The sequence below is a fragment of the Actinoplanes sp. NPDC051513 genome (genome assembly GCF_044454685.1).
In the GTDB taxonomy this organism is placed as follows: domain Bacteria; phylum Actinomycetota; class Actinomycetes; order Mycobacteriales; family Micromonosporaceae; genus Actinoplanes.
This window is the reverse complement of the sequence record NZ_JBITDW010000017.1, coordinates 90,980-114,022: the sequence shown is the minus strand read 5'-3', so window position 1 is coordinate 114,022 and position 23,043 is coordinate 90,980. Positions and strand designations below refer to the sequence as shown.

The window sequence follows — 23,043 nt, the reverse complement described above, 5'->3', positions numbered from 1 at the left end:
AAGCGGGTGCGGATGTATTTCGTGAGCTGGAGCGCGGTACGACGGCGTACCGCGCAGGCCGCGCTGCTCACCCTCCTCGCCGCGCTGGCCGCGGCCGCGGGGGCCTCCGCGCCCTGGTACGGCCTGACCGTCGCGTCCCGGGCCGCCGGCGCCGAGGTGCAGGCCCGCCCGGCCGCCGAGCGGGTGGTCACCGTCCACCAGCCGCAGGCGGAGACCGGCGGCGATCCCCGCAAGGCGCTCGACGCTCTGGTCGTACGTGTCAACGGTTTGCTCGATCTTCCGGGCGCGGCGCCGATCGTCGGCCTCGCCCAGAACACCACCTACATCGACGCCCGCCATGGCAACGCCCCCACCGGCATGCCGATCGCCTACCGCGACGGTTTCTGCGCGCATGTCCGGCTCACCGGCGACTGCCCGCGCGAGCCGTCGTCGGTCGCGGTGAGCGCGGACGTCGCGCGCCGTCTCGCCCTCAAGACCGGCGACACCCTTCCCGTACGGCCGGAGGGCGCCGTCAACGGGGTGCGCCTCAAGGTCGTCGGGGTGTACGAGACGGTCGGCGACTACTGGACCGACCCGCTGTTCAAGTCGCAGGGCGACCTCGATCCCGTCTTCACCACTCTCGACACGTTCCGGCAGCCGCAGCTGGGCCGCCCCACCCTCGCGGTGTCCCTGCCCGTGCCGCTGCCGCTGCTGCGCGGCGACAACCTCTACGACCTCAACGGCGTGCTCAACGCCGCCGGCCCGCGCTTCGCCGCCGCCCAGCTCGACCTGGACAACCCGACCGGCACCCTGTTCGACGCGGTCATCGCCGACCGCCGCACGGTCCTCACCGGCGTCCTGGTCGCCCTCGTCCAGCTGCTGGTGCTCGCCTGGTTCGCGCTCGGCCTGGCCGGTCGGCTCACCGGCCGCGACCGCCGCGCCGACGCCGGCCTGCTCAAGCTGCGCGGCGCCACCCGCGGCGGCCTGCTGCGCCTGACCGCCGGCCAGCACGTGCCGCCGCTGCTGATCGGCGCCGCGATCGGGCTGCCGGCCGGCATCCTCGCCTCCTGGCCGGTCGCCGGCGCCCTGCCGGTCCGCTCCGAATGGTGGATCGCGCTGCTCATGGCGATCGGCGCGGTCCTCGCCGTCGCGGCCGGCGGCCTGCTCGTGCTCACCGGCATGGACGCGATCGCCCAGCGCGCGCCCGTGGCGGCCCTGCTGCGCCGCGTCCCCGGCGTGCGCCGCGACTGGCGGTCCCGCTTCGTCGACATCGCGTTCCTCGCCCTCGCCGCCGGCGCCGTCTACCAGGCCCGCACCGGCGGCCCGGCCGGCGGCCTCGGCGCCGCCGCGCCCGCCCTGGTCGCGCTCGCAGTCGGGCTGCTGCTGGCCCGCCTGCTGCGCTGGGTCACCGACCGGGCCGGCGGGGCCGCGATCCGCGCCGGCCGGGTGCGGCTCGGCCTCACCGCCGTGCAGGTGTCCCGCCGGCCCGGCGCCGACCGCGTCCTGGCCCTGCTGGTCGTGGCCGTCGCCCTGGTCGCGCTCACCGCGGGCGGCCTGGTCGCCGACCGCGCCGAGCGCGCCGCCCGCGCCGACGTCGAGCTGGGCGCGGCCCGGGTCCTGACGGTCCGCGCCGAGTCACGCACCCAACTGCAGAACGCGGTCCGCCAGGCCGACCCGTCCGGCCGCGAGGCGATGGCCGTCGTCGTCGACACCACCGCCGACCCGCCGGTGCTCGCCGTCGACTCGAGCCGCCTCGCGGCCGTGGCGACCTGGCATGCCGAGTCCGGCCCGGTCGGGGCGCTCGCCGGCGCGGTCGGCGGCGCCCGTCTGCCGGCCGACCCGCCGCTGATCACCGGCCGCACCCTGGAGGTCCGCCTCACCCGCGACGCTCGCGGCCCGGCCCTGCTCGGCGCGATCCTCCAGCACGAGGGCACCGGCGCCGGCCTGCGGGTCGAGTTCCGCGGGCTGCACGCCGGCGACCAGCAGGTCACCGCGGCCGTGCCGGCCTGCGCGGTCGCGCCCGGCTGCCGGTTCGTCGGCTGGCAGCTGTTCCCGGCCGCGGGCGGGCTGACCATCCGCTCGCTCGCCTCGGCCGCGTCCACCGTGCTCGACACGGCCGGCCTCGCCGACGTTAGCCGCTGGCACGCCGACTACATCGGAGTGGCGCCGCGGCTGGCGGCCTCGAGCCGCGGCCTCACCGTCGCCGCCGACGCGCGGTCCGGCACCGAGGTACGCCTGGTGGACGCCCCGGTCCCGCTGCCGGTCGTGATCGCGGGGGAGCGGCCCGACCAGTGGCGCTTCGACGACGCCATGTCCGGCCGCTTCGGGGGCACCGCCACCCCCGTACGCGTCATCGCCCAGGCCGAAGTGCTCCCCGTGCTGGGCCGGCGCGGCCTGCTCACCGACCTCGACGCCGCCCGCCGGCTCGCCGGCGACGCCGACCTCGGCGGCACCTTCCAGGTCTGGCTGGCCGCCGGCGCCCCCGCGTCGCTGGTCACCGCGCTCACCGGCGCGGGCCTGACCGTCGTCGACGACCGCACCTCCGCCGCCCGCGCCACCGCGCTCGGCGCCGAGGGCCGGTTCGTCACCGCGCCGTTCGCCATCCTCACCACCGCGATCGCCCTGCTCGTCGCCGCCGCGATGATCGCCGTCGCGGCCGAGGCCGAACGCGAGCCCCGCCAGGCCATGCTCGCCGCCCTGCGCGCCCAGGGCCTCTCCCGCGCCACCGCCTCGTTCACCGGCCGGGCCGGCACCGCCGCGCTCGTGCTCACCGGCGTGGCCGGCGGCCTGCTCGCCGCGCTGATCGCCCGCCCGGTCGCCGCGATCGTCGCGACGCCGTTCCCCGACAACTGGCAGGTGGTCGAGCCACCCGGCGTGCTCTCCGCCCCGGTGCTGGCCCTCGCCGCCGCGACCGGCCTGATCGTCCTCGGCGTCCCCGCCCTGCTCGCCACCCGCCGGGGGACCCGATGACCGCGCTCGTCCTCGCGATGGTCTGGGCCCGCCGCGGCCAGGCGCTCACCCTCGCCCTGCTCACCCTGTTCGGCGTCGCCGCCGCCGTGGCCGCCCCCGCCTACCTGCGGGCCGCCGACCGGGCCGTCGCCGCCGGCGAGGTCAGCACCGCCGACGCCGCCTCCCGCAGCCTCACGCTGATCGCCCGCCAGCACGACCACCGCGAGGGCCGCACCGCCCCCGAGGCCGTCGCCGCCGACGTCGACCTGGGCCGGACCGGCGCGTCCCTGCTGAACCTGCCCGGCTTCGACTACACGTACGCGTCGGAGTTCCCCGCGATCCGGATGGAGCCCGACGACCACATCCGCACCCGGGTCGTCTACCGCCAGGACGTCTGCGCCCACCTCACCATGACCGCCGGCCGCTGCCTGATCGGCGAGTCCGACATGGTCATCGGCGAGGAGACCGCGGCACGGCTACGGCTCGCCCCCGGCGACGAGGTGCACCCGGTCTTCGCCCGCTGGCTCCCCAAGGTGCAGATCTTCGAGGCCGACGGCCGGCCGAAGCGCTTCCTGATCGCCGGGGTCTACCACGCCACCGATGCCGGCGACCCGTACTGGGGCACCCACGGCTACTTCGGCGCCGACACCGGCGGCCGTCCCGGCGAGCCCGCCTTCGTCACCAACGCGTCCGTGGCCGCCATGGACCACGGCGCCATCGAGCTCAGCGTCGACGGCGCGGGGACCCCCGGAGCCCTGTCGGTCGACCGGCTGCCCGCGGTTCGCTCCGGCCTGGCGACGCTGCAGCAGCGGGCCGCGAAGCTCGGCGACGGCCTCCAGATCGAGACGGGCATCCCCACGCTGCTCGCCCGGATCGACAGCGGCCGCGACGCCGCCCACGAGATCGTGCCCGTCCTCGCGGTGTCCCTGGTGCTGCTGGCCTGCCTCACCATCTACCTGGCCGTCGGCTACGGCACCGAGGGCCGGCGCCCTGAGCTGGCGGTGGTCGCGCTGCGCGGCGCCCGCTGGGGCCAGCGCTGGTGGCTGGCCACCGGCGAAAACCTGGTGTCCATCCTGGTGGGCGCGATCTTCGGCTGCCTGGCCGGCCAGCTGCTGGTCGACGCGTTCGCGGCGTGGCGCTTTCCCGGCGTCGGCGCCGACCCCGGCCTGGAGGCGCTGCGCTGGGCCCCCGCCGCCGGGGCCGCCGCCATGGTCACCGCGCTGCTGGCCGAGCGCCGCCAGCTGGGCCGCCCGGTCGCCGAGCTGCTGCGCCGCGTGCCGCCCGCGCCCCGGGTCGGCACCGCCGTCGCTGCCGAGGCCGTGGTGGTGCTGCTGGCCGCCGTCGCGGTCACCCAGCTCGCCCTCACCGGCGGCGCCCTCACCGGCGTGGGCACCTTCGCCACCGGCCTGGTGCTCGTCGCCGCGGCGCTGGTGGCGGCCCGGCTGGTGCTGCCGTGGGCCACGCTCATCGCCCGCCGCCAGCTGCGCGACGGCCACCTGGCGGCGTCGCTGGCGGCCTTCCAGGTCTCCCGGCGTCCCGGCGGGGCGCGCTTGTTCGCCTTGCTCACGGCCGCGGTCGCGGTCATCGGGTACGCCGCCTGCGCCGTCGACGTGGGCGCCCGGGGCCGTTCCCTCGAGGCGGGCATCGGCATCGGCGCCGACCGCGTCGTGACGGTGGGCCCGGTCAGCCGCCAGGGCCTGCTGGCCGCGGTGCGCGCCGCCGACCCCGCGGGCGCCTACGCGATGGCGGCCGTCCGCCTCCCCGCCGAGAAGGGCCGGCCCGCCGCGATCGCGGTCGACTCGACCCGGGCCGCGGCGATTGCCGAGTGGGGCGGCTTCGACCCCGCCCGGGTGGCGGCGACGCTGCACCCGGCCGCCGCCGCCCCGCTGCAGGTGCGCGGCGCGCGGCTGACGTTCGACGTGACCGCGTCGAAGCTGACGATCGGCAAGTCGCTGCTGGCGACGGTGGTTCTCGCGCCGGTCGCCGGCCCCGCCGACGAGCCGGTCGAGCTGGGGGAGCTGCAGCCGGGCCGTCATCGGTACGAGGCGGACGTGCGGGCGTGCGCGGGCGGCTGCCGGGTGAAGGCCTTCCAGCTGAACGGCCGCGAGGGATCGCTCGACGTGACCGGCGACGTGACGCTGCACTCGGTGGCGGCCACGGGCGCCGCGCCGGCACAGCTCGGCGATCCCGACGCGTCCGGCGATCCCGCCGGAATCCCGCCGGAGGTCCTCGGGGCGGTCGGCCGGTGGCGTATTTCCGACGGCGGGACGGTCACGGCCGGGCCCTCCGGTCTGCGCGTGCAGATAACGTCGCTCAACGGGCTGCCCCACGGGGTGTTCGTGCAACCGTCCGGCGTGCCGAGCCCGCTGCCGGTGGCGACCGCCGGAGACGTGGCCACTGCGTCGGTTCTGGGCCTCGACGGCCGCGCGCTCCCGATCGCCTCGGCGCTGCGGCTCCCGGCCGTCCCGGGTGTGGGCACGCCCGCGGTACTGGCCGACCTCGACTACGCCGACCGGCTGGCCACCGACGCGATCCCCAGCACCGCCGCCCAGGTGTGGCTCTCCCCGAAGGCGCCGGCCGACGTCCTTGACCGGCTGCGTTCGGCCGGTCTGGTGGTCACCACCGACACCAGCGCCACCCAGGTGCGCGCCCGGCTCGACAAGCAGGGCCCTGCCCTCGCGCTGTGGTTCTACATCCTGGTCGGAGCCTTGGCCGCCGCTCTCGCGGCCGGCGCGCTGGTGCTGGCCGCCGCGGTGGACCGGGCGCGCCGCATCGAGGATCTGTCCGCCCTGCGCGCTCAGGGGCTGCCGCGCTCCGCGGTCCGCCGGGCGACACTGTGGACGTACCCGGTCATGGTCGGCGCTGCCGTGCTGGCGGGGATGGCGATTGCGCTGTTCGGGTGGCGCCTGACCGGGTGGGCGTTGCCGCTGGCCGGGCTGCACCCGCCTGCCTTGCCGTTCCCGGTCCTCCCGCGCGTGCTCAGCTTGATCGGCACGGCCGTGGTGGCGTTCGCCGTGCTCTCGGGCGTGGCGATCCTGGCCGGGCGCCGCACGTTGCGCGCCATCCGCTGATGCCCGGACACCGGTCTGGTTTCCACGGCCCGGGGCAGTGCGTGGTCACTGTGGGGTGCGGCCCGTTGTGGCGGGTGGGTGGCTGGGCGGGGGTTTGCCATGGCCCGGGGCCGTGCATGGTCACTGTGGGTGCCGCCCGTCGCGGCGGGTCGATAGCTGGGCCGGGGTTGCCCTGGCCCGGGGTCGTGCATGGTCATCGTGGGTGCCGCCCGTCGCGGCGGGTCGGCGGCTGTCGGCGGCGCTGGCTTCGGCCTCGGCTGGCCCAGGCGCCGCCGCCTCACAGAGAGAGCGATCGCCACATTGCGGGATCCGGTGCCTGGTCGGGGGCATTCTGGCTCGCACGGGAACGGCCGCGAAGCCCACCGGGCCGCGGGACAGACGGCGCTGTGGTGGGGGACGTCTCCGAGCCGTACGAATGAGGGTTTTGGAATGTGAAATTCGGCGGCAGGATGGGTGCGTGGCTTATATGCGCGCCAATGGGATCGATGTCTGGTGTGAAACCGTTGGCGACGCGGGGGATCCGCCGCTGCTGATGATCATGGGGCTGGGGGCGCAGCTCATCGACTGGCCGCCGGGGTTTGTCGAGATGCTGGCCCGGCGCGGGTTCCGGGTCGTGCTGTTCGACAACCGGGATTCGGGGCTGTCCGCGGGCTTCGACGAACTGGGGCTTCCCGATGTGGCCGCGATCTTCGGCGGCGATCCGTCCTCGGCGGGATATCTGCTGTCCGATCTCGCGGGCGACGCGGCGGGGCTGCTCAAGGCGCTCGGTATCGAGCGGGCGCACGTGGTGGGCGCCTCGATGGGCGGGATGATCGCGCAGCAGCTGACGATCGATCATCCGGACCTGGTGGCCAGCCTCTGCTCGATCATGTCGACAACCGGGGACCGGGCGGTGGGGCATCCGACGCCGGACGCGGCGGCCGTGCTGATGCGGGCGCCGGCGGCGAGCCGGGACGAGGCGGTGGCCAACGGGGTCCGGGCGGCGCGGGTCACCGGGTCGCCGGGGTATCCGGCGCCGCTCGCCGAGCTCGAGCGGCGGGCAGCGGCCAAGTACGACCGGGGGTACCGGCCGGCCGGGACGCTGCGGCAGTATGCGGCGATCCTCGCGTCGCCGGACCGGACGGCGGGGCTGCGCGAGGTCACGGCGCCGACAGTGGTGATCCACGGGGCCGACGATCCGCTGATCACGGTCAGCGGCGGGCAGGCCACGGCGGCGGCGGTGCCGGGGGCCGGGCTCGAGATCATTGCGGGGATGGGGCACGACCTGCCGGTGGCGCTGTGGCCCCGGCTCGTCGACGCGATCGTGGCGAACATCAAACGAGGCTGAGGGCCGCCGGGGGTTATTGTTTGATGCAGCAACTTTCCCCCATGAGAAACGGAACGGCCCCGTGAGTGACCTGAATCTGCTGGTAGTCGTCGCGAGCACCCGCCCGGGCCGGGTAGGCCTGCCGGTGTCGCAGTGGTTCGTCGACGCCGCCAAGGCCCACGGCGGATTCCAGGTGAGCGTCGTCGACCTGGCCGAGGAGAACCTCCCGCTGCTCGACGAGCCGCACCACCCGCGGCTGAGCAAGTACCAGCACGACCACACCAAGCGCTGGAGCGAGAAGGTCGCCGCCGCGGACGCGATCGTGTTCGTGATCCCCGAGTACAACTACTCGCTGGGCGCGGCGGTCAAGAACGCCCTCGACTACCTGCACAACGAGTGGCGCTACAAGGCCGCGAGCGTGGTCAGCTACGGCGGCGTCTCGGCGGGCACCCGGTCGGCGATGGCGCTGCACGGGGCGGTCTACGCGCTCAACCTCTTCATGATCTCGCAGCAGGTGAACATCCCGTTCGTGCACAGCCGCCTCGTCGACGGCCGCTTCGACCCGTCGGAGACGACCGAGACGGCCGCGACGGCGATGCTCGACGAGCTGGTCAAGGTGGCCGGCGCGCTCGAGCAGCTGCGGGGATAAAGGCGCGCTCATCGAGGCGCGTGTGGCCGCCGTTGCCATCGAGGCGCCTGAGCTGGGGCAATCCCGACCATGGCCGCATCTCGCATCCGTACGGTTTGAACGTGAGCTTCTTCGCGAATCTCAGGGTGCAGGTCAAGATCGGGATCATCGTGGTGATGGGCGTCCTGGTGGCGCTGGTCATCGGGATCCTCGGGCTGCACGCGCTGCACGGCGCGGCGATCGCGGCGCACAACATCTACGCCGGCAATCTCTCCAGCTCCAACGCGCTCGGCCTGGTCTCGACGGCGATGGCGCAGTCGCGACTCAGCCTCGCCAACCAGATCCTCTCCGGCGACGCGGCGACCACCAGGAAGTACACCGAGACCTTCCGGTCGGACCTGCAGGCGGTCGAGGATGCGCTGGCCGCCTACCGGGCCAGCGGGCCTGCCGCCGAGGCCGGGCTCGTCGCGGCGCTGGAGGACGACTGGGCCTCGTACGTCGACATCGCCACCACCAAGCAGATCCCGGCCGGCGAGGCCAAGGACGTGGCGGCCTGGCGGCAGACCCGCGACGCCGAGATCGCGCCGCTCATGGACAAGGTCAAGCAGAACCTCGCGGCCCTGCGCGCCGCGGAGAACGACGATGCCGCCGGCTCGGCGGAGGAGGCGAGCACCGACCACCGGGAGAACCGGCTGGAGACGATCGTGCTGCTGGTGCTGGGCTCGTCGGCCGCGATGCTGCTCGGGTACTACATCTCCCGGTCGATCGTGCGGTCGCTGCTGCGGGTCAAGGCGGTCTGCGACGGGCTCGCGGCCGGCGACCTCACCCGCACCAGCGGGCTGACCTCCTCGGACGAGCCGGGTCAGATGGGGCAGGCGCTCGACGCTGCGTTGCACCGGCTCCGCACGACGGTGGCGACGATCGACGGGTCGGCCACGTCGCTCGCGGGGGCGGCCGAGGAAATGAGCGGGGCGTCGCGGCAGATCGCCGAGTCGGCGTCGCGGACCTCCGAGCAGGCCGAGGCGGTGTCGGCGGCGGCCGAGGAGGTCTCACGCAGCGTCGACACCGTGTCGGCCGGCAGCGAGCAGATGGGCGCGTCGATCCGGGAGATCTCGCAGAACGCGAGCGAGGCGGCGCAGGTGGCGGCCGAGGCGGTGGGGCTGGCGAGCCGGACGTCGACGACGATGAACCAGCTCGGGGAGTCGTCGTCGCAGATCGGCAACGTGATCAAGACGATCACCTCGATTGCCGAACAGACGAACTTGCTGGCCCTGAACGCGACCATCGAGGCGGCGCGCGCGGGCGAGGCCGGCAAGGGCTTCGCGGTGGTGGCCTCGGAGGTGAAGGACCTCGCGCAGGAGACGGCCCGGGCCACCGAGGACATCTCGCGGCGGGTGTCGGCCATCCAGAGCGACACGGGCGGGGCGGTCATGGCGATCGAGGAGATCACCCGGGTGATCGCGCGGATCAGCGACTTCCAGACGACCATCGCGTCGGCGGTGGAGGAGCAGACGGCCACGACGGCCGAGATGAACCGGAGCGTCGGCGAGGCGGCGGCCGGGTCGGGGGAGATCGCGCAGAACATCACGGGGGTGGCCGAGGGCGCCCGGCTGACCACCGAAGGGGTGCAGCAGTCCCAGCAGGCCACGGCCGATCTCGCGCGGATGTCGACCGAGTTGAGCGGGCTGGTGTCGAGCTTCCGGTATTAGATGAACGGATGAGTGCTCCTCAGCTGCTTTCCGCGTACGCCGGGCACTGGACCGGCGACGGGACCGGGGTGACCGCGATCGTGCCGCCGGCCGGGACCGTGGGGTCGGGGGAGGTGCGCGGGGGAGCGCCGGCGACCCGGGAGTTCGAGCTGCTCGCTCCGACGCGGCTGGTCTCGTCGGTGTCGGCCGTCGTGCTCTCGGGCGGGTCGGCGTTCGGGCTGGCGGCCGGCGACGGGGTGATGCGCGGGCTGCGGGCGCGCGGGGCAGGGTTCGAGACGCCGCTCGGGCCGGTGCCGATCGTGGTGGGGATGTCCATCTTCGACGGGTCGGTCGGAGATCCGCCGCCCTTTGCCGATGCCGGCGTGGCCGCGCTCGACGCGGCCTTGCGGGGCGAGCCGTTCGTTTCCGGGGCGGTGGGGGCCGGGACGGGGGCGACCACGGGGAAGTGGCGGTCGCGGCTCGATCCGGGCGGGCTCGGGGTGGCGTTCGGGTCGGCGGGCTCCGCCTCGGTGGCCGCCGTGGTCGTGGTCAACGCCTGGGGAGACGTGCTCTCCCCGTCCGGCTCGCCGCTCTTCGGCGGTTCCTCCGGCCCGGCGGGCGTGTCGTCGCCGTTCCAGAACACGACCGTCGGGGTGCTGCTGACCGATGCCCGGCTCGGCAAATCGGACTGCTTCCTGCTGGCGCAGAGCGGGCATACCGGATATGCCCGTGCCATTCATCCTGCCCATTCACGCTATGACGGTGACGCGGTGGTCGCCCTGGCCACGGGCGCCGCCGACGCCGACCTCGACCTGCTGCGCGCCTGCGCCACCGAGACGATGGCGTCGGCGATCCGGAACGCCGTATCTCACGCGTGACTTATATAAGCCAAGCCTGATATCGTACGGGTCATGCACGCGTTCGACGTTCTCGGCGACCCGGTGCGCCGTCGCATCCTCGAGCTGCTCGCCGACGGCGAGCGGTCCTCGGGTGAGGTCACCGACGTCATCCGGGCCGAGTTCGGCATCTCCCAGCCGGCCGTCTCCCAGCACCTGAAGGTGTTGCGCGACAACGGCTTCGCCACCGTGCGCCCCGACGGCGCGCGCCGCCTCTACGCGGTCGACGACACCGCGCTGCGCGAGGCGGACGAGTGGCTGGGCCGCTTCCGGCGATTCTGGGCGCCGCGGCTGGCCGCCATGGCCACCGAGGTCGCGCGTGGCAAAAGACAACGCCGTCTGAACGACGAGGGGACTTCCTGATGAAGATCGACGTCAAACAGCAGATCAGCTCGGTGCGCCGCACGCTCGGACGCCGCACCCTCGAGGCGGGCGAGGTCCGCGTCTCGACGATCAGCCAGGTCTACGACACCGACATCGACGACCTGTGGGAGGTCGTCACCAGGCCCGAGCGCATCGAGCGCTGGTTCCTGCCGATCTCCGGCGAGCTCAAGGAGGGCGGCCACTACCAACTCGAGGGCAACGCCGGCGGCACCGTCACCGCCTGCGACAAGCCTCGCGGCTATGCCGCGACCTGGGAGTACGGCGGCGAGGTCAGCTGGATCGAGGTGCGCCTCTCGGCGGCCGGCTCAGGTACTCGTTTCGAGCTGGAGCACTGGGCCCACGTGAAGGACGAGTGGTGGGAGCAGTTCGGCCCGACCGCCACCGGCCTCGGCTGGGACGGGGGCCTGTGGGGGCTGGCGAACTACCTGGCCGACCGCTCGGCGCCGCGCCCGTCGATGGACGAGGTGATGGCGTGGATGACCTCCGACGAGGGCAAGCTCTTCCATCGGCTGGCCGCCGACTCGTGGGCCGAGGCCGCGGTCGCCGACGGCGAGGACGCGACGGTCGCTGCCGGGATGGCCGATCGGGGCTATGCCGCCTACACGGGCGGCTGACCGCCGTCGTCGCCGCCGGGGCGGTTCGCTGCCAATCGCCCCGGCGACTCGCCGACACCCCGTTAAAGTACGAAAAATCGGGTAAAGAGGAAAATAACCGCTAGCTTCTGCGGAACCGATCCAGGTGTCCGGAGGTATTTCTCATGCGATCGTTCGGGCGTTGCCTCATGACGTCGTTGGTGGTGGCATCCACGGTGGTGGGCTCGGCCACCGCGGGCTATGGCGAGCCGAACGCGGATCTCGTCCAGCTGGGGTTTCAGCTGGTCAATCTCAACAGTCGCAAGTGCCTCACCGTGACCGCCGGCGGCCTGGCCGACGACGCCATTCTCATCCAGAAGGAATGCGGCCGCGACGCCTCGTACCGCTGGCGGTTCGTGCGGGCCGAGGGCACCGATCTCTACCAGGTCATCAACGTCAACAGCGGAAAGTGCCTGGCCATCGCGGCCGGCAGCCTGGACGACAACGGGTTCGCGACGCAGTACGGCTGCGACGACGACCCGGCCCGGCAGTGGCGGCTGCGTGCCCCGACCGGGGCCGGCATCCTGCTGTCCGTCGTGCCGGTCGGGGACACGCTGATCGAGAACGGCCGCAGCAGGAAATGCCTCACCATCGCCGGTGGCGCGGGCGCCGAGAACGGCGTGGCCGTGCAGTACGGGTGCGACGCCGAGCAGTCCCGCCGCTGGTCCATGCGCCTGGTCGCGGGGCCCGCGCTGTAACGTGCGCTCGTCCATTCGCCTGGTCGCGGGGCCCGCGCTGTAACGTTCGCCGGCATGAGGATGCTGATCACCGGCGCGAGCGGTCACCTGGGCAGCGCCGCCGCCGCGCGGGCGGCCGCCGCCGGCTGGGACGTCACCGGCACGTACTTCAGCAACGCGATCGCGGGCGGCGAGCCGCTCGATGTGCGTGACCGCGACGCGGTCGACGCCCTGGTCCGCAAGGTCAGGCCGGACGTCGTGGTGCACACCGCCGCGGGCCGCCAGGACTGGCCGACCATCGCCGACGGCTCCGCCCACATCGCGCTCGCCGCGGCGCGGGCCGGCGCTCGCCTCGTACACGTCTCGACGGAGGCCGTGCTCTCCGGCCGCGACATCTACTACGACGAGACCGCCCTGCCCGACCCGGTCTACCGCTACGGCGCCGCGAAGGCGGCGGCCGAGACCGCCGTCAAGGCCATCGACCCGGCGGCGGCGATCGTGCGGACGTCGCTGATTCTCGGGTACGGCCGCGGCGTACACGAAAAGCTCACCCGCGACCTGATCGCGGGCCGGGCGAACGGCATGCTCTTCACCGACCAGGTCCGCAAGCCGATCCATGTCGACGACCTCGCCGGAGCGCTGATCGAGCTGGCCACCAACGGCTACCCGGGCGTGCTCAACGTGGCCGGCGCCGACCCGATCAGCCGCTACGACCTGGGTGTGCTGGTCGCCGAGCGTGACGGCCTCGACCCGTCGCTCATCCCGCACGGCCCGATCCCCGCCGGTGTCACCGCCCCGGTCGACCTCCAGCTGATCATCGACCGGGCCGGTGAGGTGCTGACGACGCGCCTGCGGGGCTGCCGCGAGTTCCTGCAGAGCGCGGCGGGCGGCGAGCGGTAGGCCGGCCACGCCGTCGCGGTGCCGTCTTTGCCGATAGTGGCGGGCTCACCGGTGCGGTAGGCATCGATGGTGGCAACCGGGTCCGCGTCACATCGGTGAACCTGCTTAGATCACCAGACGCCCGCGCCGTCTGGGCCCGCCCACCGGAGGAGACGCCATGCACGAGGGGCCCGATCTCTCGACCACGCCCCAGATCCCGCCCCAGCGCGTCCCCGAGCACGACACCGAGCCGACCCAGCCCGAATCCGTTCAACCTGAGCCCTCGGCCGTCGCAGTGGTGCTGCCGGGACGGTCGCGTCGCCGTACCCGCGCTCTTGTTGCGGTGGGTGGTGCTCTGGCCGTACTCGTCGCTGGCTTTGTGGTCTTGAAGCCCGGCGCCGACCCGGACGGCGCGGCAGTTGCCGCACCCAGCGCCGGGGCCGCGTCGCCAGCGCCGGCCGCGCCCTACGACCAGGCCGTTGCGGTGCTCGACGCGCAGGCTGCCGCCCTGACCCGCGGGGACGAGAACGCCTGGCTGGCCGCGGTCGACGCGAAGCTGCGCGGGAAGTACCGCTCGGTCTTCCGGAACCTGCGCGGGCTCGGCGTCAGTCATGCCGGCTATGAGCCGGGCGTCGCGCAGCCGGTCAAGGGGGATGCGACCGCGGTGTCCGTCCGCACCGATCTGGTCTATTGCTTCAGCGCGGACATGTGCCCGCAGAGCCCGTCGACGGAGTGGGAGAAGGCGCCGCGGATCTCGCAGAAGCTGACGCTCAAACCGGTCGGCGGCAAGTATGTGATCACCGGGATCGCGGCGGCGCCGCAGCCGGACCATCACCAGCCGACGCCGTGGGAGAGCGGCGATCTGGTGTTCGCGCAGGGCAAGCGGGTGACGCTGGCGGCGGACAAGGCGCAGGCGAAATACCTCACGACGGTGCTGCCGGTGGCGGAGAAGGCGGCGGGCGTCGCCGACCGGTACGCGGCGCTCAACGGCACCCCGCAGCAGCGGTACCGGATCTTCCTGGCCGGGGAGAAGCAGTGGAAGGCCTGGTACGGCGGGGAGAACGACCAGTGGGCGATCGGGCTGGCGGTGCCGCTGAACAAGCGGGGCATCGACGTCATCATCCGGATGTCCGAGATGGACGATGCCCTGACGCTCGCGACGACCGTGCAGCACGAACTCGGGCACGTGGTGACGCTGACCGGCGCGTACCAGATGGACGCGGTCGAGGACACGTGGCTGAGCGAGGGCATCGCCGAGTATATTGGGTGGCGGCCGAAGACGGCCGCGCAGAGCCTGCGCCGGTACAGCGTGCGATGGCAGCTCGACCGGGCCGCGCCGAAGTCGATGGTGCCGTCCCGGCCGGGACCGAAAGCCCCGGCGCGGGCCGGCGACGCGTTCTACGGGCTGAGCCACCTCGCGGTCGACTGCATGGCGCACAAGTACGGCGAGACCAAGCTGTTCACGTTCGTGCGGCTGGTGCTGACCGAGGACAACGACCTCGACCAGGCCTCCCACGACGCGTACGGGGCGCCGTTCGCGACCCTCGACAAGGCCTGCCTGCCGTGGGTCAGCAAGCAGGTGTCCTGAGCACCGGGCCGAGCCGCCGCATGCCCTCGGTGATCTCGCCGGGGGTGTGCGTGGTGAACGACAGTCGCAGCGTGGCGTGGTCGGGGCGGCCCGCGTAGAACGGCGCGCCGGGCACGAAAGCGACGTCGCCGGCGAGGGCGGCCGGCAGCAGCGACGCGGTGTCGACCGGGCCGGGCAGGCGCAGCCAGGTGAACATGCCGCCGTCGGGATCGGTCCAGGTGCTTCCCGCGGGCGCGGTCTCGGGCATGGCCGCCATCATGGCGTCGCGCCTTTGCGCGTACGCGTCTCGCAGGTTTGCCAGATGTGCGTCGAGATCGGTGTGGGCGAGCCACGCGGCCGCGGCCGCCTGATCGATCGTGGACGTGTGCAGGTCGGCCGCCTGCTTCGCGACCGTGAGCGCGGGACGCAGGGCGGGCGGCGTCCGCACCCAGCCCAGCCGCAGGCCCGGCGCCGCGATCTTCGAGAAGCTGCCGAGGTGCAGAACATGCTCCTCGGCGCCGGGCTGGGACGCGAGCGCGGGGACCGGCTCGCCGCGGTAGCGCAGCTCACCGTACGGGTCGTCCTCGACCACCCAGACACCGTGCGCGGCGGTCAGCGCCGCGATCCCGGCGCGCCGCCCGGCCGTCAGCGTGCGACCGGTCGGGTTGGCGAAGTTCGGCACCAGGTAGAGGAGCTTCGGCTGGTGTTCGCGCAACGCCCTCTCCAGTCCCGCGTCGTCGGAGGGCACGGTCACGATCCGGCAGCCGGCGAGCTGGAAGCACTGCAGGGCGGCCAGGTAGGTGGGCTCCTCGACGGCGACGACCGAGCCGGGGTCGAGCAGCGCGGCCGCGATCAGCGTGAGGCCCTGCTGCGAGCCGGTGGTGACCAGCAGGTCGGCGGCGGCGGTGGACAGGCCGCGAGCGGTCATCCGGGCCGCGACCAGCGCGCGCAGGGCGGGGTTGCCCTCGGTGGGCGCGTACTGCAGGTGGCGGCGGCCGTCGGCGCTGCCCAGGACGCGATCGAAAGCGGCGCGCAGGCCGTCGAGGTCGAACAGCTCGGGCGCGGGCAGGCCGCCGGCGAAGGAGATCACCTCGGGGCGGTCGACGAGGGCGAGCAGGTCGCGCACGGGCGAGCTGGCGACGCCGGCGAGGCGCTGGGCGGGCAGGGGCGTGCGGACGGCGGACTGAACCATGAGGGGCTCCACAGAAAGGCGCGAACAGGCGAGGGCGCGGGGCGCAGGGTCGGCGCGGGCGCGGAGAGGCTGCCTGATCGAGGAGCCGTGCCCACCTTAGCGCACGTTAAGGAAATAGGGTCCCGCGGGGCCACGGACCACCGATCCGGTGGCCCCGCCCCTCGATCAGCGGGTCAGCAGATCGCGGACCGCCTTCGTCACCTCGGCCGGAGCCTCCTCGGCCATGAAATGCCCGCACGTCACCGGGATGTGCCGCAGATCCGGCGCCCACGCCCGCCACAGCCCCGCCGCGTCGAAGCCCAGCGCCGCGCCCCAGTCCTGCTGCAGCACGGTCACCGGCATCGACAGGGTCCGCCCCGCCACCCGGTCGGCCCGGTCGTGCTCGACGTCGACGCCCGCCGACGCCCGGTAGTCGGCCACGATCGACGGCACCGCCGCCCGGCAGGCTCGGAGATACTCCGCGCGCACGGCCGGCGGGATCGCGGCCGGATCGTTCACCCACAGGTCGAGGAAGTAGCCGAAGAACGCGTCCGCGCTCGCCGCGATCATCTCCTCGGGCAGCCCCGGCGGCTGCGCCATCAGGTACAGATGGAAGCCGACCGCCGCGCTGGTCCCGTGCATCACGTCCCACATGTCGAGGGTCGGCAGCACATCCAGCGACGCCAGGTGCGTCACCACCGACGGGTGGTCCATCGCCGCGCGGAACGCCACCAGCGCGCCCCGGTCGTGCCCCACCAGCGCGAACCGTTCATGGCCCAGTTCGCGGGCGAGCGCCACGATGTCGGCCGCCATGGTCCGCTTCGAGTAGATGTCCGGCGACGACTCGGCCGGCTTGTCGCTCGCGCCGTACCCGCGCAGGTCCGGGCAGATCACCGTGTGGTCGGCCGCGAGATCGGCGGCCACGTGCCGCCACATCAGGTGGGTCTGCGGGAAGCCGTGCAGCAGCACAATGGGGCTGCCGTTGCCGCCCACGCTCGCGTGCAACTCGACACCGTCGGCGACGCGCACCCGGTGGCTGGAGAAGTTTGTCATGTCACCAGGCTGCGGCGCGCCAATGAGCATCCGATGAGCAAGCAGTACCGTGATCGGGTGCGGGTGTCGTTCGGCGTGCTGGGACCGGTCGCCGCCTGGGACGACGCGGGCTCGCCGGTGCCGCTCAAGGGCCCGCGGCATCGCGCCGTGCTGGCGCGGCTGATCGCCGCGAACGGGCGGGTGGTCCCGCTGGCCGATCTGGTCACCGACCTGTGGGTGGCGCCTCCGGCCGGGGCAAACGCCGCCGTACGCACATTCGTCGCGGCCCTGCGCCGAGCCATCGAACCCGGCAAGGCGGCCCGCGCGCCCGCCACCGTCCTGGTCACCGAAGGCCCCGGGTACGCCCTGCGGGCCGCCATCGACCAGGTGGACGCCTGGCGCTTCGAGGCCGTGCTGCGCGCCGTGTCGGCGCAGGGTCTCGGCGCTCCTCGGGCTGCTGGGGCCGCTGGGGCCGCTGGGGCTGCTGGGGCTGGTGGGGCCGCGGCGTTGTCCGAGGCGCTGTCGTGGTGGCGCGGCCCCGCCTACGCCGACTTCCCCGACGACCCGTGGGCTCGCGGCGCCCGCGCCCGGCTGGCCGAGCTTCGCCTGCAGGCCGTCGAGCGCCTGGCCGAGGCACGCCTGGACAGCGGCCGGCCCGCCGAGGCGATCCCCGACCTGGACGCCCACGTCACCGACCACCCCTGGCGCGAGAACGCCTGGCGGCTGCTCGCGCTGGCCCTCTACGGCACCGGCCGCCAGGCGGACGCCCTCGCCGTGGTGCGCCGCGCCCGCACCCAGCTGGCCGACCGCCTCGGCCTCGACCCGTCCCCGGCCCTGGCCCGCCTCGAGTCCGACATCCTCCGCCAGTCCGCGGCGCTGTATCCGGCCTCAGCTGCCCCGGCTCCGGCTGACTCGGCTCCGGCCGCGCAGGTCTGGGCCGAAGCAGCGGCCGACTACGACCGGATCGTCGCCGCGGGCGCCCGGGTACGCCTGGACTCGACCGTCGGCTTGTTGCGCAGCCTCGCCGTGACCGGAGGCGGCGGCCTTGTCGCGGCTCGCCGGCACCGCACCGCCGCGATCACCGCCGCCGAGGAACTGGGCGACCCCGAGCTCACCGCCCGGGTGATCGGCGCCTACGACGTCCCCGCCATCTGGACCCGCTCCGATGACCCCGCCCAGGCCTCCCAGGTCGTGGCGGCCGCCTTCCGCGCCCTCACCGCGACCGATAGCCGCGGCCCGCGCGCCCTCACCGCGAGCGAGAGCCCGGATTTCCGCGCCGGCACTGGCGCCGATCACCCGGCCGCCCGTGCCCGGCTTCTGGCGACCATCGCCGTGGAGTCGCGCGGACTGCGCCCCGGCCGGCTCGAGGAAGCCTGCGAAGCGGTCCGGCTTGCTCGCGCGCAGGACGACCCGGCGCTGCTGGCGTTCGCGCTCAACGGCCTCTTCATGCAGAGCACCCACCGGGTGGGCCTGGCGCGCGAGCGGGACGCGATCGGGGGCGAGCTGATCGAGCTGTCGGCCCGGCACGGACTGGTCACCTCGGAGGTGCTCGGACACCTGATCCGCATGCAGGCCCTCGGCGCCCTCGACGACTTCGCCACCGCCTCCGAACACGCGGAGGCCGCCGATGCCCTCGCGGCCCGCCACGAGCTGCCCCTGGTGGCGGTCTTCACCGAGTGGTTCCGCGCCCTGCGCCTGTCGCTGATCGACCCCGGGGCGGCCGAGCCCGCCTACCGCCGCGCCGCGACCCGCCTCGACGGCGCCGGCATGCCCGGCCTCGAGAACGGCCTGCTCGACCTGGCCCTGCTGACGGTCCGGCTGAGGCGCGGACTTCCGGCCGCCGACGGGGACTACGGCCCGTACGAGCCGTGGGTTCGCCCCATGGTTCTGCTGGGGAAAGGGCTGCCGGACGAGGCGCGTCGCGTCCTGAAGTCCACGGTGGACCCGCCGCCGGACCTGCTCACCGAGGCCATGTGGTGCCTGCTGGAACGGGCCGCCGGCGCCCTGGGTGACGACGACTGCCTGGCCCGCGCCCGGGAGGCGCTGCGCCCGGCCGCGGGTGAGCTGGCCGGCGCCGGGAGCGGGCTGCTCACCCTCGGACGGATCGCGCTCTGACCGGCAGTCTGCGTCGTGCTGTGCGCATCGAGGAGAGCCGGAATCTCATGGCCGATCATCCAGCGACGGTATCCGTCCTGGGTCGATGGACTTGACCTCGCAGCCCTGCCAGCCTGGATTCCAGGTCGGAATTGTCGCGATCATCCTCCTGGTCCGGAGAGGGATCGACGAGACCCTGGCCGACTCGGTAGACCTGGAGGCGTTCATTGTGGCGGCGGTGCAACAGGTACCACCTCCTCCTCCGGCCGGGGTCCGTGGGCCGGTCAGGGGCGGCTGGCAGGAGTCCACCCTGACGCGGGCCAAGGAGCTGGAATCGGTCTCGGCCTGGCTTCAGACTGACAACCCTCGTCCCGAGAGCGCGCCGCTGTTCGCCTCGGCCGCGGAGCACGTCACCGCCGCCCGGGAAGCTGCCACGGGCGCACAGCTGAACCCGAAGCGGCTACTGCGCAGGCCGCGGGGCGGCGGGCTGATCGAGCGCGCTCTGAGCAACCTGGACGCCGCGGAGACCTCGCTTCTCAACGCGGCGAACAACGTCTATCTGCTCGGCATGATGCCGAGCATCCTGAGCAACGTCCAACGTCACCTCGTCCCGTCGGACGCGCGGCGCACAGAATTCGAGCGGATCGCGCAGCAACTCGGCATCAAGGACCCGAACCATCCCAAGGCCCAGGCGCAGCCGCCGATGCCTGTCGACGCCAAAATGGCCCTCGTCGGCGAGGAACGCGGCGCCATTGTGGCCGCGATGCGTGCGGCCAGGTCCGCCGCGCTTCGCGAGCAGGTACGCATCCGGAATTTCCGGAACGTCGTGGCCTGGACGACCATCGCGATGGCGCTGCTGGCCGCTGCCATGGCCGTCACCGGGTTGTTCGCGAAGGCACGGATCCCGTTGTGCTTCACTCCCGAGGAATCCGGGCGGGCTGTAGTTGTCTGCCCGACAAAGCAATCCGCCCCGTTCCGTGCCGATCGGTTCTCCGAGAGCAGCGGTCCGGCGACGCAGCCCTCGGCGAGTTCGCCCGCGCCCGGTGCCACTGGAGCGGGCCCGTCGGCGCCCGCTGCCGCCGCGCCGGCGTCGACGCCCGCCACGACGCCGGATCCGTCGTCCTCCGCCGCCGGCAATGAGCAGCCCGCCGGCGGCGGGAACCTCGATATCGACGACTACGTCAAGGACACGGTCGAACCCTGGGACATTCTGATCGTCGAATTGATGGGCCTGCTGGCCGCGGCCGTCGCGGCGGCCCTGGCCATCCGGACGTTCCGTGGCTCCTCGGAGCGGCACAGCGTGCTGGTCTGGCTGGCGGCATTGAAGCTGCCCACGGGCGCGGTGACCGCGTTCGTGGGATTGATGCTCATGCGGGGCGAGTTCGTGCCGGGGCTCAGCGCCCTCGACACGTCCGCCCAGATTCTCGCGTGGGCGCTCGTCTTCGGCTACGGCCAGCAGCTGTTCACCCGCCTGGTCGACCAGCAAGGCCAGGCCGTTCTCAACAGCGTGCGCGGCGCCGACGCCGCACAACCGGCCGCTACGCCCCCGTAGGAGAGCCTGAGCCCATAGAGTTGCGCCATGAACGAGCAGCGGTCGATCCTCTCGTACAAGTCCGAGGGCTCGATTCTGAGCCTGTGGTCCAAGGGCTCCATCCTGTCGATCGGCTCCACCGGGTCGACGCTGTCGGTCGGCTCCATCGGGTCCTTCGGCTCGGTCGGGTCGGTGGGGTCGTTCCTGTGTGTGGGGTCGATCCTGTCCGCGATGTCGATCGGGTCGGTGCTCGCGTTCCGGGCCCGGCGGGCGATCCTCACCACACGTCGCTGAGCGTCCACACGGCCAAGATCGGGGGAGGTCCGGGTGACGGGGGTCCACACATCCGAACCGGACGGCCACGAGCGATGGCGGGCTACATGGGTGCCGGTCGAGCGGCGGCTTCTCGGGCTCGACCGGCGCACCTTGCCGCCGGCGCTCGTGGTGGTGGCGCTGTTCGCGATCGCGGTCTGGCTGCTGCCGTACGTGAACGAGAAGGTGCACGTCGACGACCCCATCGTGGCGGGCGACGTGATCCAGGTCGGTCCGGCGGTCGAGTTCGTCCCCGCGACGGGGGCCAACCTGGTGCACGGGCTGCGGCAGGGTGACGCCGGCGCCACGGGATACCCGGACCAGGCGATCGTGACGTACGAGGGGATCGGCTTCGAGGTCATCGCCGACGCGTACGACGGGACGCCGGCCCAGCTGCTCGAGCAGATCAGGAAGAACGACGAGGGCCTGCGCGACAACGGCGGGCTACGGGTGACCGGCGACCCGGTGACCATCACCAACGACGCGGGCGACGAGGGGGTGTTCGCCCGGTACGACGGCAACGGCTCGATCGGGGCCATCGCCGCGTTCGTCTTCGAGGGCACGGGCGTGGAGATCGTCGTGCAGGGGCCGTCCACGGTGACGGACGCCGTGCCCCCGGCCGTGGCTGCCATGATCACGTCGGTGCGGAGGATCCCGTGACGATGCCCGAGCTCACCGCGCGCGAGGCCGCCATCGAGGCCAGCGGGTGGGGGAACAAGGTCTACTTCTGGCAGCCGCGCAACGCCTGCCTCTGGGTCTTCGTGCTGATCGTCGGCTACGGGCTGTGGAACGCGTTCGGCATCGTCAACGGCGAGATCCGCGTCTACGGGCCGGCGCTCGCGGCCAGCACCGTCATCTTCGTCGTCTACGGCGCGCTGTTCTGGTGGTTCACCACCCGCATCGACCGCTACTCCCGCCAGCCGCTGTCGCTGATCGTCGCCGCGTTCGTCTGGGGCGGCTTCGGCGCGACCTGGACCTTCGCCCTGTCCGGCAACACCGCCCTGATCAGCCTCTACTCGAAGCTGATCGGCCAGAACTTCTCGCTCGACTGGGGAGCCGGCCTGTCCGCGCCGATCTTCGAGGAGCTGAGCAAGGGCGCCGGCGTGCTGCTGCTCATGTACATCGCGCCGCGCGTCATCCGTACGGCCTACGACGGCTTCATCATCGGCGCGTTCGCCGGCCTCGGCTTCGAGATCCTCGAGGACATCTTCTACGCGCTGAACGCCGCGCCCGAGGAGTTCGGCTCCCATCAGCTCGAGACCAGCCTCAACACCGTGGTGCTGCGCCTGGCCACCGGCTTCTCGGCGCACATCCTCTACTCGGCGATCTTCGGCGCCGGCCTGGTCTACCTGGTCGGCACGGTCGCCCAGCGCCGCCGCCCCGGCCGCGGCCTGATCTTCGTGCTGACCGCGATGGTGCTGCACGGCCTGTGGGACAGCACCACCGCGATCGCCGGCGGCAACGGCATCATCGTCCTCGTCCTGCTGATCGGCATCACCCTGCTCGCCTTCGCCGCGGTCATCACCGTCTTCAACCTCACCGTGGGGCCGGAACGGCAGACGATGCGCGCGGTGATGGCGCCCGAGGTGGAGGCCGGGGTGCTCACCGCCGACGAGCTGGACGCGCTCAGCGGCGGGTGGCGCGCGCGCCGCGCGTACCGGAGAAAGGAACGCGGTCGTGCCGCGCGCCGCCTGCGGCACCACCGCCTGGAGGCCGCGCACGACCTGGCCGACCAGATCGCCGCCTCGGGCGGCCACGAGACCGAGCGGGTCCGGTTCGCCCGCGCCGAGATGGCCCGGCTCAACGCCGCGGGGTCAGCACCGGCTTGACGTCGAGGATCGGTGTCCCGTCGAGCGCTTCGAGCTCGCGGACGTGCACGCGCGCGCCGTCGATCGCCAGGATGTGCACCGCGTGCAGGCCGATCGGGTTGGGGCGGTCGGACGAGCGCGTGGCGAAGACCCCGGTCAGCGGCCGGGCCGGGTCGTCGCGCGGGTGCACGGCCAGCGTCTCGCGGTCGGCCCGGTCGAGCCAGGTCAGCACGAGGACGTCGGCGCCGGGGGTGAGGCCGTCGAGGGCGGGACTGCAGGCCGGATCGAAGACCAGCCAGGCGTCGGGAGCGCCCTCATCGGGCTGCCGCGGCGCCTCGGAGAGAGCGACGAGCGTGGATTCGACGCGCCCCACCGGGCGCAGCGCGAAGTCGGCCATGCGCCATGGTAGGACTTTCCTATGTCGACGTGGGGGGACATC

At 73.4% G+C, this 23,043-nt stretch carries 19 protein-coding genes; 16 read left to right on the top strand and 3 right to left on the bottom strand.

Annotated features, from left to right (window positions below; all coding sequences use genetic code 11):
* The first annotated feature begins 21 nt into the window (after window positions 1-21).
* The 11 genes from ACIA5D_RS37095 to ACIA5D_RS37045 all read left to right on the top strand — a co-directional run bounded on the left by ACIA5D_RS37095 (window position 22) and on the right by ACIA5D_RS37045 (window position 14,677).
* Window positions 22-2,949: an FtsX-like permease family protein gene (locus ACIA5D_RS37095; protein WP_396035137.1), complete on the top strand. Its 2,928-nt coding sequence runs from the start codon at window positions 22-24 to the stop codon at window positions 2,947-2,949.
* Entirely contained in the window at window positions 2,946-5,999 is a 3,054-nt protein-coding gene (locus ACIA5D_RS37090) for an FtsX-like permease family protein (RefSeq protein ID WP_396035136.1), read from the top strand. The genes ACIA5D_RS37095 and ACIA5D_RS37090 overlap by 4 nt, the downstream gene beginning before the upstream one ends.
* Before the next feature lie 466 nt (window positions 6,000-6,465).
* Window positions 6,466-7,326, top strand: coding sequence for an alpha/beta fold hydrolase (locus ACIA5D_RS37085; protein ID WP_396035195.1), 861 nt, complete (start codon window positions 6,466-6,468; stop codon window positions 7,324-7,326).
* 61 nt (window positions 7,327-7,387) lie between these two features.
* A complete protein-coding gene (locus ACIA5D_RS37080) occupies window positions 7,388-7,954 on the top strand; it encodes an NADPH-dependent FMN reductase (RefSeq protein ID WP_396035135.1) in 567 nt (188 codons plus the stop codon).
* Window positions 7,955-8,055: 101 nt separating this feature from the next.
* Entirely contained in the window at window positions 8,056-9,642 is a 1,587-nt protein-coding gene (locus tag ACIA5D_RS37075) for a methyl-accepting chemotaxis protein (protein WP_396035134.1), read from the top strand.
* Between the two features lie 8 nt (window positions 9,643-9,650).
* The gene (locus tag ACIA5D_RS37070; RefSeq protein ID WP_396035133.1) at window positions 9,651-10,499 is read left to right on the top strand and encodes a P1 family peptidase; all 849 of its coding nucleotides are present in this window, start codon (window positions 9,651-9,653) and stop codon (window positions 10,497-10,499) included.
* 33 nt (window positions 10,500-10,532) lie between these two features.
* Window positions 10,533-10,880, top strand: a complete 348-nt coding sequence (locus tag ACIA5D_RS37065; RefSeq protein ID WP_396035132.1) for an ArsR/SmtB family transcription factor — start codon at window positions 10,533-10,535, stop codon at window positions 10,878-10,880.
* On the top strand, window positions 10,880-11,515 hold the full coding sequence (locus tag ACIA5D_RS37060) for an SRPBCC domain-containing protein (RefSeq protein WP_396035131.1): 636 nt from the start codon (window positions 10,880-10,882) through the stop codon (window positions 11,513-11,515). Before ACIA5D_RS37065 ends, ACIA5D_RS37060 begins: the two co-directional genes overlap by 1 nt.
* A gap of 167 nt (window positions 11,516-11,682) precedes the next feature.
* The gene (locus tag ACIA5D_RS37055; protein WP_396035130.1) at window positions 11,683-12,231 is read left to right on the top strand and encodes an RICIN domain-containing protein; all 549 of its coding nucleotides are present in this window, start codon (window positions 11,683-11,685) and stop codon (window positions 12,229-12,231) included.
* 54 nt (window positions 12,232-12,285) lie between these two features.
* Window positions 12,286-13,110: a sugar nucleotide-binding protein gene (locus ACIA5D_RS37050; RefSeq protein ID WP_396035129.1), complete on the top strand. Its 825-nt coding sequence runs from the start codon at window positions 12,286-12,288 to the stop codon at window positions 13,108-13,110.
* A 157-nt stretch (window positions 13,111-13,267) separates the two neighbouring features.
* Entirely contained in the window at window positions 13,268-14,677 is a 1,410-nt protein-coding gene (locus tag ACIA5D_RS37045) for a hypothetical protein (protein ID WP_396035128.1), read from the top strand.
* On the opposite strand, the gene ACIA5D_RS37040 is transcribed toward ACIA5D_RS37045, so the two are convergent.
* Window positions 14,658-15,848, bottom strand: coding sequence for a PLP-dependent aminotransferase family protein (locus ACIA5D_RS37040; RefSeq protein WP_396035127.1), 1,191 nt, complete (start codon window positions 15,846-15,848; stop codon window positions 14,658-14,660). The two genes, ACIA5D_RS37045 and ACIA5D_RS37040, sit on opposite strands and share 20 nt — an antisense overlap.
* Before the next feature lie 165 nt (window positions 15,849-16,013).
* Window positions 16,014-16,880, bottom strand: coding sequence for an alpha/beta fold hydrolase (locus ACIA5D_RS37035; RefSeq protein WP_396035126.1), 867 nt, complete (start codon window positions 16,878-16,880; stop codon window positions 16,014-16,016).
* Window positions 16,881-16,913: 33 nt separating this feature from the next.
* Between ACIA5D_RS37035 and ACIA5D_RS37030 the strand changes: the two genes are divergently transcribed.
* From ACIA5D_RS37030 to ACIA5D_RS37010, 5 genes are all read left to right on the top strand, one after another.
* A complete protein-coding gene (locus ACIA5D_RS37030) occupies window positions 16,914-18,974 on the top strand; it encodes a BTAD domain-containing putative transcriptional regulator (protein WP_396035125.1) in 2,061 nt (686 codons plus the stop codon).
* 85 nt (window positions 18,975-19,059) lie between these two features.
* Window positions 19,060-20,505 (top strand): hypothetical protein, encoded by a 1,446-nt coding sequence (locus tag ACIA5D_RS37025; RefSeq protein ID WP_396035124.1) that lies wholly within the window; start codon window positions 19,060-19,062, stop codon window positions 20,503-20,505.
* A gap of 27 nt (window positions 20,506-20,532) precedes the next feature.
* Window positions 20,533-20,778, top strand: a complete 246-nt coding sequence (locus tag ACIA5D_RS37020) for a hypothetical protein (protein ID WP_396035123.1) — start codon at window positions 20,533-20,535, stop codon at window positions 20,776-20,778.
* Between the two features lie 33 nt (window positions 20,779-20,811).
* Window positions 20,812-21,456: a hypothetical protein gene (locus ACIA5D_RS37015; RefSeq protein ID WP_396035121.1), complete on the top strand. Its 645-nt coding sequence runs from the start codon at window positions 20,812-20,814 to the stop codon at window positions 21,454-21,456.
* A gap of 2 nt (window positions 21,457-21,458) precedes the next feature.
* Window positions 21,459-22,625, top strand: coding sequence for a PrsW family intramembrane metalloprotease (locus ACIA5D_RS37010; RefSeq protein ID WP_396035194.1), 1,167 nt, complete (start codon window positions 21,459-21,461; stop codon window positions 22,623-22,625).
* On the opposite strand, the gene tsaA is transcribed toward ACIA5D_RS37010, so the two are convergent.
* Window positions 22,597-23,001 (bottom strand): tRNA (N6-threonylcarbamoyladenosine(37)-N6)-methyltransferase TrmO, encoded by a 405-nt coding sequence (gene tsaA, locus ACIA5D_RS37005; RefSeq protein WP_396035120.1) that lies wholly within the window; start codon window positions 22,999-23,001, stop codon window positions 22,597-22,599. The two genes, ACIA5D_RS37010 and tsaA, sit on opposite strands and share 29 nt — an antisense overlap.
* Window positions 23,002-23,043: the final 42 nt, after the last annotated feature.